Here is a 13,073-nt window from a genome sequence, read left to right on the forward strand (position 1 = left end):
CTGCTGGACAGCGGCGAGGCGGGCGACAACATCGGCGCGCTGCTGCGCGGCACCAAGCGTGAGGATGTGGAGCGCGGGCAGGTGCTGGCGAAGCCCGGCTCGATCACGCCGCATACCGGCTTCAAGGCCGAGGCCTATATCCTGACCAAGGAGGAGGGCGGCCGCCACACGCCGTTCTTCACCAACTACCGGCCGCAGTTCTACTTCCGGACCACCGACGTGACCGGGATCGTGAAGCTGCCGGAAGGCGTCGAGATGGTGATGCCGGGCGACAACGTGACGATGGATGTCGAGCTGATCGCTCCCATCGCCATGGATCAGGGCCTGCGCTTCGCCATCCGCGAGGGCGGCCGCACCGTCGGCGCCGGCGTCGTTGCGAGCATCGTGAAGTAAGCCTTAGGCTCAGTCGAGGATCGGTCCGCTCACCATGGACAGCCAGAATATCCGCATCCGCCTCAAGGCGTTCGATCACCGTGTGCTCGATGGCAGCACCCGGGAGATCGTGAATACCGCGAAGCGGACGGGCGCCCGTGTGCGCGGCCCGATTCCGCTGCCGACGGAGATCGAGCGCTTCACCGTCAACCGCTCGCCGCATGTCGACAAGAAGAGCCGCGAGCAGTTCGAGATTCGCACGCATCGCCGCCTGCTTGATATCGTCGACCCCACCCCGCAGACCGTGGACGCGCTGATGAAGCTCGACCTGGCCGCGGGCGTGGATGTCGAGATCAAGCTCTAAGGCCAGGGGGAGTTTACAGCCATGGCCGCCAAGACCGGCCGCACCGGCCTGATCGCCAAGAAGCTGGGCATGACCCGGCTGTTCAACGACGATGGCAGCACTGTCCCCGTGACCGTGCTCCACCTCGATGAGGTGCGCGTCATCGCCCGCCGTTCCGCCGAGAAGGATGGCTATGACGCCGTCCAGGTCGGCATCGGCCGGGCCAAGCCGAAGAACGTCACCAAGCCCAATCGCGGCCATTTCGCGAAGGCGGGTGTCGAGGCACCGAAGAAGGTGGTCGAGTTCCGGGTCGGCGCCGATGCGGCGCTGGAGCCTGGCACGCGCCTGACCGCGGCGCATTTTGCCAAGGGGCAGATTGTCGACGTCACCGGCATCACCCAGGGCAAGGGCTTTGCCGGCGTCATGAAGCGCTGGAATTTTGCAGGTCTCGAAGCCTCGCACGGCGTGTCGATCAGCCATCGTTCGCATGGCTCGACCGGCAACCGGCAGGATCCGGGCAAGACCTTCAAGAACAAGAAGATGGCAGGTCATATGGGTGTGGAACGTGTCACCACCCAGAATCTCGAGATCGCCGGTTTCGATCTCGAGCGTGGCCTGCTGCTGGTCAAGGGCGCGGTCCCGGGCTCCAAGGGTGGCTATGTGCTGGTGCGGGACGCGGTGAAGCGTCCGCGTCATGCCGATGCGCCTTTCCCGACGGCCGCGGCGTAAGGATCGATTACGATGCAGGTTCCGGTCATCACGCTGGATAACGGCACGGCAGGCGAGATCGAGCTGCCGGAGGCGCTGTTCGCGGCGCAGCCGCGCGCCGATATCATGGCGCGCGTTGTCCACTGGCAGCTCGCCAAGCGGCGGGCGGGTACGCACAAGGTGAAGGGGATGGGTGAAGTCTCCGGCACCACGAAGAAGCCCTATCGCCAGAAGGGCACGGGCAATGCCCGTCAGGGTTCGCTGCGCGCGCCGCAGTTCCGCACCGGCGGCGTAGTCCATGGTCCGGTCGTCCGCGACCATGGCTATTCGCTGAACAAGAAGGTCCGGCGGCTCGGCCTGATCAGCGCCCTCAGCCAAAAGGCGAAAGACGGCAAGCTGGTCGTGATCGATACCGCGACGGCGGGCGAGGCGAAGACTGCCGCGCTGGCCAAGCAGCTCAAGGTGCTCGGCTGGACCAGCGCCCTGGTGGTCGATGCGCAGGTGGATGAGGGCTTCGGCCGCGGCATCCGCAACCTGCCGCATATGCATGTGCTGCCGACCATCGGTGCCAATGTCTACGACATCCTGAACCACGACGTGCTCGCGCTGACCCGCGCCGGCGTCGCGGCGCTGACGGAGCGGCTGGCATGAGCGAGACGCAGGCGAAGCCGCTCCTCTCGAAGGAGCGCATGTATCAGACCATCCTGTCGCCGGTGGTGACGGAGAAGGCGACGCTGCTGACCGAAAAGGGGCAGGTCGTGTTCAAGGTCGCCATCGATGCGACGAAGCCGGAGATCAAGGCCTCGGTCGAGTCGCTGTTCGGCGTGAAGGTGCTGGCGGTCAACACCCTGATGGTGAAGGGCAAGGCCAAGCGCTTCCGGAACCGCCCGGGCCAGCGCTCCGATTGGAAGAAGGCCATCGTGCGCCTGGCCGAGGGCCAAACCATCGATCTGACGACGGGGCTCGCCTAAGCCATGGCGCTTAAGAATTTCAACCCGGTCACGCCCAGCCTGCGTGGCACCATCCTCGTCAAGCGCGACGAGCTGTGGAAGGGCAAGCCGCTCAAGCAGCTGACCGAGGGCAAGTCCCATTCGGGCGGCCGCAACAACCATGGCCGCACCACGGTGCGGTTCCGGGGCGGCGGACACAAGCAGACCTACCGCATGGTCGACTTCAAGCGGAACACCAAGCTCGGTGTGCCGGCGACGGTCGAGCGGCTGGAATACGACCCGAACCGCACGGCCTGGATCGCGCTCCTGAAGTATCAGGACGGCGAGCTGGCCTATATCATTGCGCCGCAGCGGTTGAAGGCCGGCGACGCGGTGGTGGCGGCCGAGCGGGCCGACATCAAGCCGGGCAATGCGATGCCGCTGGCTGCCATCCCGGTCGGCACCATCGTCCATAACGTCGAGCTGAAGCCGGGCGCCGGCGGCAAGATCGCGCGTTCCGCCGGCACCTATGTGCAGCTGGTCGGCAAGGATGCCGGCTATGCCCAGCTGAAGCTGATGTCGGGTGAGGTTCGCACCGTCCGTGCCGAATGCATGGCTACGATCGGCGCAGTGTCCAATCCGGACAACTCGAACCAGCAGATTGGCAAGGCCGGTCGGTCCCGCTGGCTGGGTCGGCGTCCGCATAACCGCGGCGTGGTGATGAACCCGGTCGACCATCCGCATGGCGGCGGCGAGGGCCGTACCAGCGGTGGCCGTCACCCGGTCACCCCCTGGGGCAAGCCGACCAAGGGCGCCAAGACGCGCAACAACAAGCGGACGGACCGGCTTATTGTCCGTCGCCGCACCGCGACGAAGGGCTGAGGGCGATGCCGCGCAGCGTATGGAAGGGGCCGTTCGTGGACGGCTTCCTGCTGAACAAGGCGGAGGCCGCACGGGCTTCGACGCGCAACGAGATCATCAAGATCTGGTCGCGTCGCAGCACGATCCTGCCGCAGTTCGTCGGGCTGACCTTTGGGGTCTACAACGGGAAGAAATTCATCCCGGTGCAGGTCTCGGAGAACATGGTGGGCCACAAGTTCGGCGAATTCTCGCCGACGCGGACCTTCACCGGGCACTCGTCCGACAAGAAGGCGAAGCGGGGCTGATCCGATGAGCAAGCCGAAGCACGAACGCAGCCTGCCCGAGACCGAGGCCCAGGCGATCACGCGGAACATCCGCGTCAGCCCGCGCAAGCTCAACCTGGTGGCGGCGCTGATCCGCGGCCGCCGGGCTGGCGACGCGGTGGCGACGCTGACCTTCAGCAAGCGCCGTATCGCCCAGACCGTGAAGAAGACGCTCGAGAGCGCTATTGCCAATGCCGAGAACAACCACCAGCTGGACGTCGACCAGCTCGTGGTGGCCCGCGCCGAGGTCGGCCGGTCGCAGGTGATGAAGCGCTTCTCCGCCCGTGGCCGCGGCCGTGCCGCCCGCGTGGAGAAGTGGTTCAGCCATCTGAAGATCGTGGTTGCCGAGCAGCCGGCCGCCCCGGCCCAGCAGGAGGCCGCGTAACATGGGTCACAAAGTCAATCCGATCGGCTTCCGGCTCGGCATCAACCGGACCTGGGACAGCCGCTGGTTCGCGGATGCCGACTACTCGAAGCTGCTGCATGAGGACCTGAAGCTGCGCGACACGCTGCGCACGCGCCTGAAGGGCGCTGGCGTCAGCCGCGTGGTCATCGAGCGCCCGGCGAAGAAGCCGCGCGTGACGATCCATGCCGCGCGCCCGGGTGTCGTCATCGGCAAGAAGGGCGCCGATATCGAGAACCTGCGCAAGGACATGGCGAAGCTCGCCGGGGCCGAGGTCGCGCTGAACATCGTCGAGATCCGCAAGCCGGAGATCGACGCGACCCTGGTCGCGGAGAACATCGCCCAGCAGCTGGAGCGCCGCGTGGCCTTCCGCCGCGCCATGAAGCGCGCGGTGCAGTCCGCGATGCGGCTCGGCGCCGGTGGCATCCGGATCAACTGCTCCGGCCGGCTCGGCGGCGCCGAGATCGCCCGGATGGAATGGTACCGTGAGGGCCGGGTGCCGCTGCATACGCTGCGCGCCGACCTCGATTTCGGCACCGCCACCGCCAAGACCACCTATGGCACCTGCGGCGTGAAGGTTTGGATCTTCAAGGGTGAGATCCTGGCCCACGACCCGATGGCGCAGGACAAGCGCGCCGCCGAGCAGGCGCCGCAGCGCTGAGGGATGATGTGAGATGCTGCAGCCCAAGCGCACCAAGTTCCGCAAGGCCCATAAGGGCCGCATCAAGGGTCTCGCCAAGGGTGGGTTCTCGCTGAGCTTCGGCGGGTTCGGCCTGAAGGCGCTGGAGCCGGAGCGGGTGACCGCCCGGCAAATCGAGGCCGCCCGCCGCGCTATCACCCGCGCGATGAAGCGTCAGGGCCGGGTCTGGATCCGCATATTCCCGGATGTGCCGGTCTCGACCAAGCCGGCCGAAGTCCGCATGGGCTCGGGCAAGGGCGCGCCTGAATACTGGGTGGTCCGGATCAAGCCGGGCCGCATGATGTTCGAGATCGACGGCGTCTCCATCGAGACGGCGAAGGAAGCGCTGACGCTCGGCGCGGCCAAGCTGCCGATCCGGACCAAGATCGTGTCGCGCCTCGGCGCGGCGGAGGCGTAAGAGCATGACCAAGATCGCGGATATCCGCGCCAAGACCCCGGACGAGCTGACTACCCAGCTCCTCGACCTCCGGAAGGAGCAGTTTAACCTGCGCTTCCAGCGGGCGACCGGTCAGCTCGAGGCGACCGGCCGGATCAAGACGGTGCGGCGTGACATCGCCCGCATCAAATTCGTCCTGTCCGAGCGGCGTCGCTCGGCAGCTTCTCAACCCAAGGCTTAAGGGGAGACCGGCGGCGATGCCGAAGCGCGTCCTCACGGGCCGGGTGGTCAGCGACAAGATGGACAAGACGGTCACCGTCCTTGTCGAGCGTCGCGTGATGCATCCGCTCTATAAGAAGTTCATCCGGCGTTCGAAGAAATACGCCGCCCATGACGAGGCCAATCTCTGCAAGGAAGGCGACCTCGTGCAGATCGAGGAATGCCCGCCGCTGTCCAAGCGGAAGGCCTGGCAGGTGGTTCTTCGCAACGGTAACCCGTTGACGGCCACGAACGAAGCGGTGTCTGCATGATCGGCGTCGAAGCAAACCTCGACGTGGCCGACAATTCCGGTGCGCGCCGCGTCCAGTGCATCAAGGTGCTCGGCGGCTCGAAGCGGAAGACGGCCTCGGTCGGCGACGTGATCGTCGTCTCCATCAAGGAGGCGATCCCGCGCGCCAAGGTGAAGAAGGGTGAGGTGCATCGCGCCGTCATCGTGCGTACCGCCTATCCGGTGCGGCGCATCGACGGCACGGCGATCCGCTTCGACAACAACGCCGCCGTGCTGATCAACAAGCAGGGCGAGCCGATCGGAACCCGCATCTTCGGACCGGTGGTCCGGGAGCTGCGGGCGCGGAAATACATGAAGATCATCTCGCTGGCGCCGGAGGTCCTGTAAGGCCATGGCAGCGAAGATCAAGAAGGGTGACCGGGTCCAGGTGCTGGCCGGCCGTGACAAGGGCAAGAATGGCGAGGTCCTCGCCGTGATGCCGACCGAGAACCGTGCCCTGGTCCAGGGCGTGAACGTGGTGAAGCGCCACCAGAAGCCGCAGGGCATGAACCAGCCCGGCGGCATCCAGGAGAAGGAGGCGCCGATCCACCTCTCGAACCTGGCGCTGCTCGACCCGAAATCCGGCAAGCCGACCCGCGTCGGCTTCCGGGTGCTCGAGGACGGCAAGAAGGTGCGGGTGGCGAAGCCTTCGGGCGAGGTGCTTGACGCATGAGCGATTCGAAGAAGGGCGGCGCCAAGAAGGGCGCCCCGGCCAATGCCAAGAAGCCGGAAGCCAGCCGCGAGGAAGGCTCCCGCACCGTGACGTCCGTCGCGGCGAAGCCCGGCAAGTCCGCGGCCTCGCCGACGGAGAAGACGCGGCTCGCGGTCTTCTATGCGGATGTGGTGCGGCAGCGGCTCGTCGAGGAGTTCGGCTACAAGAACCCGATGGAAGTGCCGAAGCTCGAGAAGATCGTCATCAACATGGGCGTTGGTGAGGCTGCGGCCGACAGCAAGAAGCTGGACGCCGCGGTGGCCGAGCTGACGGCGATCGCCGGGCAGAAGCCGGTGCGGACCAAGGCGAAGAAGGCGATCGCCGGCTTCAAGATCCGCGAAGGCCAGCAGATCGGCTGCAAGGTGACGCTGCGCAAGGCGCGGATGTACGAGTTCCTCGACCGGCTCGTCACCATTGCCCTGCCGCGGGTTCGGGACTTCCGTGGCCTGCCGGGGACGCGCGGCTTCGACGGGCGTGGCAACTTCGCCATGGGCCTGAAGGAGCAGATCGTCTTCCCGGAGATCAACTACGACCGGGTGGATACCGTGCGCGGCATGGACATCCAGTTCGTCACCACGGCGAAGACCGACAAGGAAGCGAAGGCGCTGCTTAAGGCGTTCCAGCTTCCCTTCCAGAACTGATCTTGGAAAACCGCCCGGCCTGCCGGGCAGGTTCCGGAGGATAGAACCGTATGGCCAAGACTTCGGCAGTCGAAAAGAACAAGCGTCGCGCGAAGCTCTCCGCGACGCATGCTGCCAAGCGCGCGGCGCTGAAGGGCATCGTGATGGATCGCACCCTGCCGGTCGAGGACCGGTTCGACGCGACCCTGAAGCTCGCCCAGCTTCCGCGCAACGGCGCCAAGGTGCGCGTGCGCCTGCGCTGTGAGCTCACCGGCCGCCCGCGCGGCAACTATCGCAAGTTCAAGCTCAGCCGGAACATGCTGCGGGAGCTCGCCAATACTGGCCAGCTGCCCGGCGTGACCAAGGCGAGCTGGTAAGGGAGCGGGGATATGTCTCTGTCCGATCCGCTCGGGGATCTGCTCACCCGTATCCGCAATGCCCAGCGGGCCCGGCAGACGCGTTGCGTCGCCCCGGCCAGCCGGCTGCGGACCGATGTGCTCGACGTGCTGAAGCGTGAAGGCTATATCCGCGCCTGGCGGGTTGAGCAGGATCGCCCTGGCGTCAGCCGCATCGAGATCGAGCTGAAATATTCCGAAGGCGAGCCTGCCATCAAGGAGATCACCCGCGTCTCCAAGCCCGGCCGGCGTGTCTACAGCAAGATCAAGGAACTGCCGAAGTTCTACAACGGGCTCGGCATCTCCATCCTCTCCACGCCCCGTGGCGTGATGAGCGATACAGAGGCCCGCACCGCCAATGTCGGCGGTGAAGTCCTCTGCCGCGTGTTCTAAGGGAGGGATACAGCATGTCGCGCGTCGGCAAATATCCCGTCCCGGTGCCGAGCGGCGTCCAGGTGGCGCTGCAGGGCCGGACCGTGGTGGCCAAGGGCCGGAATGGCGAGCTCAAGCTCGACCTGACGGATGAGGTGGATGTGGAGATCGAGAGCAACCAGGTGGCGGTGAAGCCGCGCCGGGACGATCGCCGCAGCCGGACCATGTGGGGCACCACCCGCAGCCTGATCAACAGCATGGTGACGGGCGTCTCCACCGGCTTCACCAAGTCCATGGAGATCACCGGCACCGGCTACCGCGCCGCGGTGCAGGGCAGTGACCTGGTGTTGAACCTCGGCTACAGCCATGAGGTTCGCTACCCGATCCCCGCCGGCATCAAGATCACCTGCGAACGCCCGACCGCCGTGAAGGTGGAAGGGGCGGACAAGCGCCAGGTTGGTCAGGTCGCCGCCGAGATCCGCGCCTGGCGTGGTCCCGAGCCCTATAAGGGCAAGGGCGTGCGCTACTCCGATGAGCAGATCCTCCGGAAGGAGGGTAAGAAGAAGTAATGTCCGACAAGCTCGCACTGCAAACGCGCCGCCGGTCCCGGCTGCGCTACCAGCTTCGGCTCAAGAGCGGCGGTCGCCCGCGGCTCTCCGTCTTTCGCTCGGGCAAGCACATCTATGCCCAGGTGATCGACGACGCCCAGGGCCGTACCCTCGCCGCCGCCTCCTCGATGGAGAAGACGATGCGCGAGGCTTTGAAGACCGGCGCCGACAAGGACGCCGCGAGCCAAGTCGGCAAGCTGGTGGCCGAGCGTGCGCTCGCCGCCGGCGTCGACAAGGTCGTCTTCGACCGCGGTCCCTATCTCTACCATGGTCGGGTCAAGGCCCTGGCTGATGCCGCCCGTGAGGGCGGACTGTCGTTCTGAGGAGCACAAGCATGGCACGTGAACCCAGGAGCGGCGGTGGCGGCGAGCATGGCGGCGGCGAGGGCGGTGATCGCCGTCGTGGCCGCGGCCGTGGCCGGGAGAACGAGAACCGCCAGGAGCGCCAGGATGGCGATGAGCTGAAGGATAAGCTCGTCACCATCAACCGGGTCGCCAAGGTGGTGAAGGGTGGCCGCCGGTTCAGCTTCGCCGCGCTCGTCGTGGTGGGCGACCAGAAGGGCCGCGTCGGCTGGGGCGCCGGCAAGGCGCGCGAGGTGCCGGAGGCGATCCGCAAGGCCACCGAGCAGGCGAAGCGGACCATGATCCGCGTCCCGATGCGTGAGGGCCGGACCCTGCACCATGATGTGCTGGGCGAGTTCGGCGCCGGCCGCGTGATCCTGCGCGCCGCCCCGGCGGGCACCGGCATCATCGCCGGCGGTCCGATGCGCGCGGTGTTCGAGACGCTCGGCATGGGTGATGTCGTCGCCAAGTGCACCGGCTCGACCAACCCGCACAACATGATCAAGGCCACCTTCGCGGCCCTGACCCGCAGCACGAGCCCGCGTGCCGTCGCCTCCCGGCGCGGCAAGAAGGTCTCCGACCTGCTCGGCCCGCGCAAGGACCAGGCCCCGGCCGATACCTCGGCCGCGGAGGCTCCGAATGTCTGAGACCCAGAAGAAGACCGTGAAGGTGACCCAGACCGGGTCGCCGATCGGCCGCAAGCCTGGCCAGCGCGAGACGCTGATCGGCCTTGGCCTCAACAAGATGCACCGTTCGCGGGAGCTGGAGGATACTCCGGCGGTCCGCGGCATGATCCGCAAGGTGGCCCACCTGATCAAGGTGGAAGGCTGAGCGGGGAGCAAGACCCATGAAACTGAACGAGCTGCGCGACAATCCGGGCGCGCGCTACAAGTCGAAGCGGCTCGGCCGCGGCATCGGCTCCGGTAAGGGTAAGACCTCCGGCAAGGGCGTGAAGGGCCAGAAGGCTCGTGAAGGCGTGTCGCTGAACGGGTTCGAGGGCGGTCAGCTCCCGATCTACCGGCGCCTGCCGAAGCGGGGCTTCGTGAACCCCTTCCGCAAGGAATACGCTCCGCTGAACCTCGGCCGGCTGGCCAAGGCGATCGAGGAAGGCCTGCTGCCGGCCGATGCTCCGATCGACGAGGCGGCGCTCAAGGCGGCTGGCGTCGTGCGGACCGGCGGCAAGCTGGCTGGCGTGCGGCTGCTCGGCCATGGGGCGTTGACCCAGGCGGTGACCATCACCGTCTCCGGCGCCTCCGCCAGCGCGAAGGCGGCGGTCGAGGCGGCTGGCGGGACGATCACCCTGCTGAATCCGCCGGCGGAAGAGGCCTCCGCCGAGGCGTGACGCTTGCCGCCCGACGGGGCGGTCGCTACCTAGAGAGCAGGTTCGTGGCTGCGGCGCCACGGCCGGGGAGGTAACCCCCGGTTGTTGGCGCCGCTGTCGTGAGGAGGGTTTAGGATCCATGGCCTCCGCAGCCGAGCAGCTTGCGGCCAATCTCAATCTCGGCGTGCTGTCCAAGGCGACCGAGCTGAAGCGGCGCCTCTGGTTCACCCTGGGCGCGCTCCTGGTCTATCGCTTGGGCACCTATGTGCCCGTCCCCGGCGTCGATGCCGGGGTGATGGGAGAGATCCTGCGCCAGCATGGCGGCGGGATCCTCGGCATGTTCGACATGTTCACGGGCGGCGCGCTGGGGCGCATGACCGTCTTCGCGCTGAACATCATGCCCTATATCTCGGCCAGCATCATCATCCAGCTGATGACGGCCGCCGTCCCCGCGCTTGAGACCCTCAAGAAGGAGGGCGAGTCGGGCCGGAAGAAGATCAACCAGTATACCCGCTACCTGACGGTGCTGATCGCCATCTTCCAGGCCTATGGCATTGCCGTTGGGCTGGAGAGCATGCGGGGCAGTTTCGGGCCGGCGGTCGGTGATCCGGGCATGTTCTTCCGGGTCTCCTGCGTCATCACCCTGGTCGGCGGGACCATGTTCCTGATGTGGCTGGGCGAGCAGATCACTGCCCGCGGCGTCGGCAACGGCATCTCGCTCATCATCTTCGCCGGGATCGTGGCCAACCTGCCGCATGCGCTGGTTTCGCTGCTGGAACTGGGCCGGACCGGGGCGCTCTCGACCATCTTCATCATCTTCTTCATGGCGATCGCGCTCGGCGTCATCGCGCTCGTCGTCTTCGTCGAGCGGGCGCAGCGGCGGATCCCCGTCCAGTATCCGAAGCGCCAGGTCGGCAACCGGATGTTCGGCGGCGAGAACACCCATCTGCCGCTGAAGCTGAATACCGCTGGCGTCATCCCGCCGATCTTCGCTTCCTCGCTGTTGCTGCTGCCAGCGACGGTGGCAGGCTTCGCGGCCGATCCGGCCTCGGATAGCTGGTTGAGCACCATCACCAATGCCCTGGCCCATGGCCAGCCGCTCTATATGGCGCTCTACCTGGCGCTGATCGTCTTCTTCTCCTTCTTCTACACCGCGGTGGTGTTCAACCCGGTGGAGACGGCGGACAATCTGAAGAAGTATGGCGGCTTCGTCCCCGGCATACGGCCGGGGCAGAATACAGCCGACTACTTCGACCGGGTGCTGACCCGGCTGACCGCGATCGGTGCACTCTACCTCTGCCTGGTCTGCATCCTGCCGGAACTGCTGATCAGCCATTACGGGGTGCCCTTCTATTTCGGCGGCACGTCCCTCCTCATTATCGTCTCGGTGACGATGGACACGGTTGCGCAGGTGCAGTCCCATCTGTTTGCGCATCAATATGAGGGGCTGATCCGCAAGGCCCGGCTGGGCGGGCGCGGCGCGCCACGGCCGCGCTGAGCGGAAGACGGGGGGAGAGACGAGAGATGAACCTGATCCTGCTGGGCCCGCCGGGGGCGGGGAAGGGGACCCAGGCGAAGCGCCTCGAGGACCGGCACGGCCTGCGGCAGATCTCGACCGGCGACATGCTCCGGGCCGAGGTGCGTTCGGGCAGCCAGGTCGGGCTCCAGGCCAAGGCCATCATGGAACGGGGCGAGCTGGTCCCGGATGCCATCATCATCGCCATGCTGGCCAGCCGCGTCGCCCAGCCGGATGTCGCCCACGGCTTCATCCTGGATGGCTTCCCGCGCACCGTCCCGCAGGCCGAGGCGCTGGACCTCATGCTGCGGGAGAAGGCCATGCCGCTGGATCATGTGATCGAGCTGCAGGTGGATGACACCGCCCTGGTGGATCGCATCTCCGGCCGCTTCACCTGCGCCAAATGCGGCGAGGGCTACCACGACCAGTTCAAGCCGACGGCCAAGCCCGGCATCTGCGATGCCTGCGGCAGCACCGACTTCACCCGCCGCGCCGATGACAAGGCGGAGCTGGTGGCGGCGCGGTTGGAGGCCTACCACAAGCAGACGGCACCGCTGCTGCCCTATTACGCCGCCCAGGGCGTGCTGCGGGTGGTGGACGGCATGGCCGAGATGCAGGAAGTTGCCCGCCAGATCGAGGTGATTCTGGGGGACAAGGGTTGACGGCAAGGGGCCTCCCGGTATAGTCCGCGCCTCTCGCGGTCAGAGGGTCCCCAGGGCATGCCCTTGGGTCTTCCCGGCCGCGTATTGCCGTTGGCATCATTTTTGGGTCGATCATATCGTCAGGTGGCGCAAGCTGCCGCGGCGAGAGCAGGAGCGACAGGCTCCAGGAGCTGAGCAGTGGCGCGCATCGCCGGAGTGAACATCCCTACGAATAAGCGCGTGCAGATCTCGCTGCGCTACATCTACGGCATCGGCCCGAAGAACGCGGTCGAGATCTGCGAGAAGCTTGGCATCCCCGATGATCGTCGGGTGAACCAGCTGACGGACGAGGAAGTCCTCCGCATCCGCGAGCTGATCGATCGCGAGTATCGCGTGGAGGGTGACCTCCGCCGCGAGGTCGCGATGAACATCAAGCGGCTGATGGACATGGCCTGCTATCGTGGCCTGCGCCACCGCCGGGGCCTGCCGGTCCGTGGCCAGCGCACCCACACCAATGCGCGCACGCGCAAGGGCAAGGCCGTAGCGATCGCCGGCAAGAAGAAGGTGACGAAGTAATATGGCCCGCGAACCCCGTGGCGGCGCCCGCGCGCCGCGCAAGAAGGAACGGAAGAACATCTCTTCCGGCGTGGCGCATGTGCTCGCCAGCTTCAACAACACCATCGTGACGATCACGGATGCCCAGGGCAACGCGATCGCCTGGTCCTCCTCCGGCAGCCAGGGCTTCAAGGGCAGCCGGAAGTCCACCCCCTATGCCGCCCAGGTCGCCGCGGAAGATGCCGGTCGCAAGGCGCGCGAGCATGGGATGGAGCAGCTGGAGATTATGGTGAGCGGCCCCGGTTCGGGCCGCGAGTCGGCGCTGCGCGCCCTCCAGGCGGTCGGCTTCTACGTCACCGCCATCCGGGACGTGACGCCCATCCCGCATAATGGTTGCCGCCCGCGCAAGCGGCGCCGCGTCTGATCCGAC

Annotated in this window: 26 protein-coding genes; all 26 read left to right on the plus strand. The window is 66.7% G+C overall.

Annotated elements, in window-relative coordinates:
* Window positions 1–393, plus strand: a 393-nt coding sequence (locus tag JMJ55_RS26580) for an EF-Tu C-terminal domain-related protein (RefSeq protein ID WP_456237084.1), incomplete at its 5' end; no start/stop codon positions are given.
* Between the two features lie 34 nt (window positions 394–427).
* Entirely contained in the window at window positions 428–736 is a 309-nt protein-coding gene (gene rpsJ, locus JMJ55_RS26585; protein WP_007004401.1) for a 30S ribosomal protein S10, read from the plus strand.
* 21 nt (window positions 737–757) lie between these two features.
* Window positions 758–1,444, plus strand: a complete 687-nt coding sequence (rplC, locus tag JMJ55_RS26590; protein ID WP_202828642.1) for a 50S ribosomal protein L3 — start codon at window positions 758–760, stop codon at window positions 1,442–1,444.
* Between the two features lie 12 nt (window positions 1,445–1,456).
* The gene (rplD, locus tag JMJ55_RS26595) at window positions 1,457–2,074 is read left to right on the plus strand and encodes a 50S ribosomal protein L4 (RefSeq protein WP_202828643.1); all 618 of its coding nucleotides are present in this window, start codon (window positions 1,457–1,459) and stop codon (window positions 2,072–2,074) included.
* A complete protein-coding gene (locus tag JMJ55_RS26600) occupies window positions 2,071–2,394 on the plus strand; it encodes a 50S ribosomal protein L23 (protein ID WP_202828644.1) in 324 nt (107 codons plus the stop codon). The genes rplD and JMJ55_RS26600 overlap by 4 nt, the downstream gene beginning before the upstream one ends.
* Before the next feature lie 3 nt (window positions 2,395–2,397).
* Window positions 2,398–3,234 carry a 50S ribosomal protein L2 gene (rplB, locus tag JMJ55_RS26605; protein ID WP_202828645.1) on the plus strand — a complete coding sequence of 279 codons (837 nt, stop codon included), beginning with the start codon at window positions 2,398–2,400 and terminating at the stop codon, window positions 3,232–3,234.
* Window positions 3,235–3,239: 5 nt separating this feature from the next.
* Entirely contained in the window at window positions 3,240–3,518 is a 279-nt protein-coding gene (gene rpsS / locus JMJ55_RS26610; protein WP_043340447.1) for a 30S ribosomal protein S19, read from the plus strand.
* A gap of 4 nt (window positions 3,519–3,522) precedes the next feature.
* Window positions 3,523–3,921 carry a 50S ribosomal protein L22 gene (gene rplV / locus JMJ55_RS26615; protein WP_202828646.1) on the plus strand — a complete coding sequence of 133 codons (399 nt, stop codon included), beginning with the start codon at window positions 3,523–3,525 and terminating at the stop codon, window positions 3,919–3,921.
* A gap of 1 nt (window position 3,922) precedes the next feature.
* On the plus strand, window positions 3,923–4,600 hold the full coding sequence (rpsC, locus tag JMJ55_RS26620) for a 30S ribosomal protein S3 (protein WP_202828647.1): 678 nt from the start codon (window positions 3,923–3,925) through the stop codon (window positions 4,598–4,600).
* Window positions 4,601–4,613: 13 nt separating this feature from the next.
* Window positions 4,614–5,036 (plus strand): 50S ribosomal protein L16, encoded by a 423-nt coding sequence (rplP, locus tag JMJ55_RS26625; protein ID WP_202828648.1) that lies wholly within the window; start codon window positions 4,614–4,616, stop codon window positions 5,034–5,036.
* A 4-nt stretch (window positions 5,037–5,040) separates the two neighbouring features.
* Window positions 5,041–5,256 (plus strand): 50S ribosomal protein L29, encoded by a 216-nt coding sequence (gene rpmC / locus JMJ55_RS26630; protein WP_202828649.1) that lies wholly within the window; start codon window positions 5,041–5,043, stop codon window positions 5,254–5,256.
* A gap of 16 nt (window positions 5,257–5,272) precedes the next feature.
* Window positions 5,273–5,545 carry a 30S ribosomal protein S17 gene (gene rpsQ, locus JMJ55_RS26635; RefSeq protein ID WP_202828650.1) on the plus strand — a complete coding sequence of 91 codons (273 nt, stop codon included), beginning with the start codon at window positions 5,273–5,275 and terminating at the stop codon, window positions 5,543–5,545.
* Window positions 5,542–5,910: a 50S ribosomal protein L14 gene (gene rplN, locus JMJ55_RS26640; protein ID WP_202828651.1), complete on the plus strand. Its 369-nt coding sequence runs from the start codon at window positions 5,542–5,544 to the stop codon at window positions 5,908–5,910. The genes rpsQ and rplN overlap by 4 nt, the downstream gene beginning before the upstream one ends.
* A gap of 4 nt (window positions 5,911–5,914) precedes the next feature.
* Window positions 5,915–6,235, plus strand: a complete 321-nt coding sequence (rplX, locus tag JMJ55_RS26645) for a 50S ribosomal protein L24 (RefSeq protein ID WP_202828652.1) — start codon at window positions 5,915–5,917, stop codon at window positions 6,233–6,235.
* Window positions 6,232–6,915 (plus strand): 50S ribosomal protein L5, encoded by a 684-nt coding sequence (gene rplE / locus JMJ55_RS26650; RefSeq protein WP_202828653.1) that lies wholly within the window; start codon window positions 6,232–6,234, stop codon window positions 6,913–6,915. Before rplX ends, rplE begins: the two co-directional genes overlap by 4 nt.
* 50 nt (window positions 6,916–6,965) lie before the next feature.
* The gene (gene rpsN / locus JMJ55_RS26655) at window positions 6,966–7,271 is read left to right on the plus strand and encodes a 30S ribosomal protein S14 (protein ID WP_090569993.1); all 306 of its coding nucleotides are present in this window, start codon (window positions 6,966–6,968) and stop codon (window positions 7,269–7,271) included.
* A gap of 12 nt (window positions 7,272–7,283) precedes the next feature.
* Window positions 7,284–7,682: a 30S ribosomal protein S8 gene (gene rpsH, locus JMJ55_RS26660; protein ID WP_202828654.1), complete on the plus strand. Its 399-nt coding sequence runs from the start codon at window positions 7,284–7,286 to the stop codon at window positions 7,680–7,682.
* Window positions 7,683–7,696: 14 nt separating this feature from the next.
* Window positions 7,697–8,230, plus strand: a complete 534-nt coding sequence (gene rplF / locus JMJ55_RS26665; protein WP_202828655.1) for a 50S ribosomal protein L6 — start codon at window positions 7,697–7,699, stop codon at window positions 8,228–8,230.
* The gene (gene rplR, locus JMJ55_RS26670; RefSeq protein WP_202828656.1) at window positions 8,230–8,592 is read left to right on the plus strand and encodes a 50S ribosomal protein L18; all 363 of its coding nucleotides are present in this window, start codon (window positions 8,230–8,232) and stop codon (window positions 8,590–8,592) included. The genes rplF and rplR overlap by 1 nt, the downstream gene beginning before the upstream one ends.
* Before the next feature lie 11 nt (window positions 8,593–8,603).
* Window positions 8,604–9,257 (plus strand): 30S ribosomal protein S5, encoded by a 654-nt coding sequence (gene rpsE, locus JMJ55_RS26675; protein ID WP_202828657.1) that lies wholly within the window; start codon window positions 8,604–8,606, stop codon window positions 9,255–9,257.
* Complete coding sequence (gene rpmD, locus JMJ55_RS26680; protein ID WP_202828658.1) at window positions 9,250–9,441, plus strand: 50S ribosomal protein L30; 192 nt, start codon at window positions 9,250–9,252, stop codon at window positions 9,439–9,441. The genes rpsE and rpmD overlap by 8 nt, the downstream gene beginning before the upstream one ends.
* Window positions 9,442–9,457: 16 nt before the next feature.
* Window positions 9,458–9,952 (plus strand): 50S ribosomal protein L15, encoded by a 495-nt coding sequence (rplO, locus tag JMJ55_RS26685; RefSeq protein WP_202828659.1) that lies wholly within the window; start codon window positions 9,458–9,460, stop codon window positions 9,950–9,952.
* 118 nt (window positions 9,953–10,070) lie between these two features.
* Window positions 10,071–11,429 (plus strand): preprotein translocase subunit SecY, encoded by a 1,359-nt coding sequence (gene secY, locus JMJ55_RS26690; protein WP_202828660.1) that lies wholly within the window; start codon window positions 10,071–10,073, stop codon window positions 11,427–11,429.
* Between the two features lie 26 nt (window positions 11,430–11,455).
* A complete protein-coding gene (locus tag JMJ55_RS26695; RefSeq protein ID WP_202828661.1) occupies window positions 11,456–12,109 on the plus strand; it encodes an adenylate kinase in 654 nt (217 codons plus the stop codon).
* Window positions 12,110–12,286: 177 nt separating this feature from the next.
* Window positions 12,287–12,664, plus strand: a complete 378-nt coding sequence (gene rpsM / locus JMJ55_RS26700) for a 30S ribosomal protein S13 (RefSeq protein WP_202828662.1) — start codon at window positions 12,287–12,289, stop codon at window positions 12,662–12,664.
* A gap of 1 nt (window position 12,665) precedes the next feature.
* Complete coding sequence (gene rpsK, locus JMJ55_RS26705) at window positions 12,666–13,067, plus strand: 30S ribosomal protein S11 (RefSeq protein WP_043340413.1); 402 nt, start codon at window positions 12,666–12,668, stop codon at window positions 13,065–13,067.
* The last annotated feature ends 6 nt before the right edge of the window (window positions 13,068–13,073 follow it).

The organism is Belnapia mucosa, assembly GCF_016775475.1.
GTDB classification, from domain to species: Bacteria; Pseudomonadota; Alphaproteobacteria; order Acetobacterales; family Acetobacteraceae; genus Belnapia; species Belnapia mucosa.

Coding starts and splice junctions, on each gene's coding strand:
- rpsJ (WP_007004401.1), top strand. CDS start 428: ATGGACAGCCAGAATATCCGCATCCGCCTCAAGGCGTTCGATCACCGT.
- rplC (WP_202828642.1), top strand. CDS start 758: ATGGCCGCCAAGACCGGCCGCACCGGCCTGATCGCCAAGAAGCTGGGC.
- rplD (WP_202828643.1), top strand. CDS start 1,457: ATGCAGGTTCCGGTCATCACGCTGGATAACGGCACGGCAGGCGAGATC.
- JMJ55_RS26600 (WP_202828644.1), top strand. CDS start 2,071: ATGAGCGAGACGCAGGCGAAGCCGCTCCTCTCGAAGGAGCGCATGTAT.
- rplB (WP_202828645.1), top strand. CDS start 2,398: ATGGCGCTTAAGAATTTCAACCCGGTCACGCCCAGCCTGCGTGGCACC.
- rpsS (WP_043340447.1), top strand. CDS start 3,240: ATGCCGCGCAGCGTATGGAAGGGGCCGTTCGTGGACGGCTTCCTGCTG.
- rplV (WP_202828646.1), top strand. CDS start 3,523: ATGAGCAAGCCGAAGCACGAACGCAGCCTGCCCGAGACCGAGGCCCAG.
- rpsC (WP_202828647.1), top strand. CDS start 3,923: ATGGGTCACAAAGTCAATCCGATCGGCTTCCGGCTCGGCATCAACCGG.
- rplP (WP_202828648.1), top strand. CDS start 4,614: ATGCTGCAGCCCAAGCGCACCAAGTTCCGCAAGGCCCATAAGGGCCGC.
- rpmC (WP_202828649.1), top strand. CDS start 5,041: ATGACCAAGATCGCGGATATCCGCGCCAAGACCCCGGACGAGCTGACT.
- rpsQ (WP_202828650.1), top strand. CDS start 5,273: ATGCCGAAGCGCGTCCTCACGGGCCGGGTGGTCAGCGACAAGATGGAC.
- rplN (WP_202828651.1), top strand. CDS start 5,542: ATGATCGGCGTCGAAGCAAACCTCGACGTGGCCGACAATTCCGGTGCG.
- rplX (WP_202828652.1), top strand. CDS start 5,915: ATGGCAGCGAAGATCAAGAAGGGTGACCGGGTCCAGGTGCTGGCCGGC.
- rplE (WP_202828653.1), top strand. CDS start 6,232: ATGAGCGATTCGAAGAAGGGCGGCGCCAAGAAGGGCGCCCCGGCCAAT.
- rpsN (WP_090569993.1), top strand. CDS start 6,966: ATGGCCAAGACTTCGGCAGTCGAAAAGAACAAGCGTCGCGCGAAGCTC.
- rpsH (WP_202828654.1), top strand. CDS start 7,284: ATGTCTCTGTCCGATCCGCTCGGGGATCTGCTCACCCGTATCCGCAAT.
- rplF (WP_202828655.1), top strand. CDS start 7,697: ATGTCGCGCGTCGGCAAATATCCCGTCCCGGTGCCGAGCGGCGTCCAG.
- rplR (WP_202828656.1), top strand. CDS start 8,230: ATGTCCGACAAGCTCGCACTGCAAACGCGCCGCCGGTCCCGGCTGCGC.
- rpsE (WP_202828657.1), top strand. CDS start 8,604: ATGGCACGTGAACCCAGGAGCGGCGGTGGCGGCGAGCATGGCGGCGGC.
- rpmD (WP_202828658.1), top strand. CDS start 9,250: ATGTCTGAGACCCAGAAGAAGACCGTGAAGGTGACCCAGACCGGGTCG.
- rplO (WP_202828659.1), top strand. CDS start 9,458: ATGAAACTGAACGAGCTGCGCGACAATCCGGGCGCGCGCTACAAGTCG.
- secY (WP_202828660.1), top strand. CDS start 10,071: ATGGCCTCCGCAGCCGAGCAGCTTGCGGCCAATCTCAATCTCGGCGTG.
- JMJ55_RS26695 (WP_202828661.1), top strand. CDS start 11,456: ATGAACCTGATCCTGCTGGGCCCGCCGGGGGCGGGGAAGGGGACCCAG.
- rpsK (WP_043340413.1), top strand. CDS start 12,666: ATGGCCCGCGAACCCCGTGGCGGCGCCCGCGCGCCGCGCAAGAAGGAA.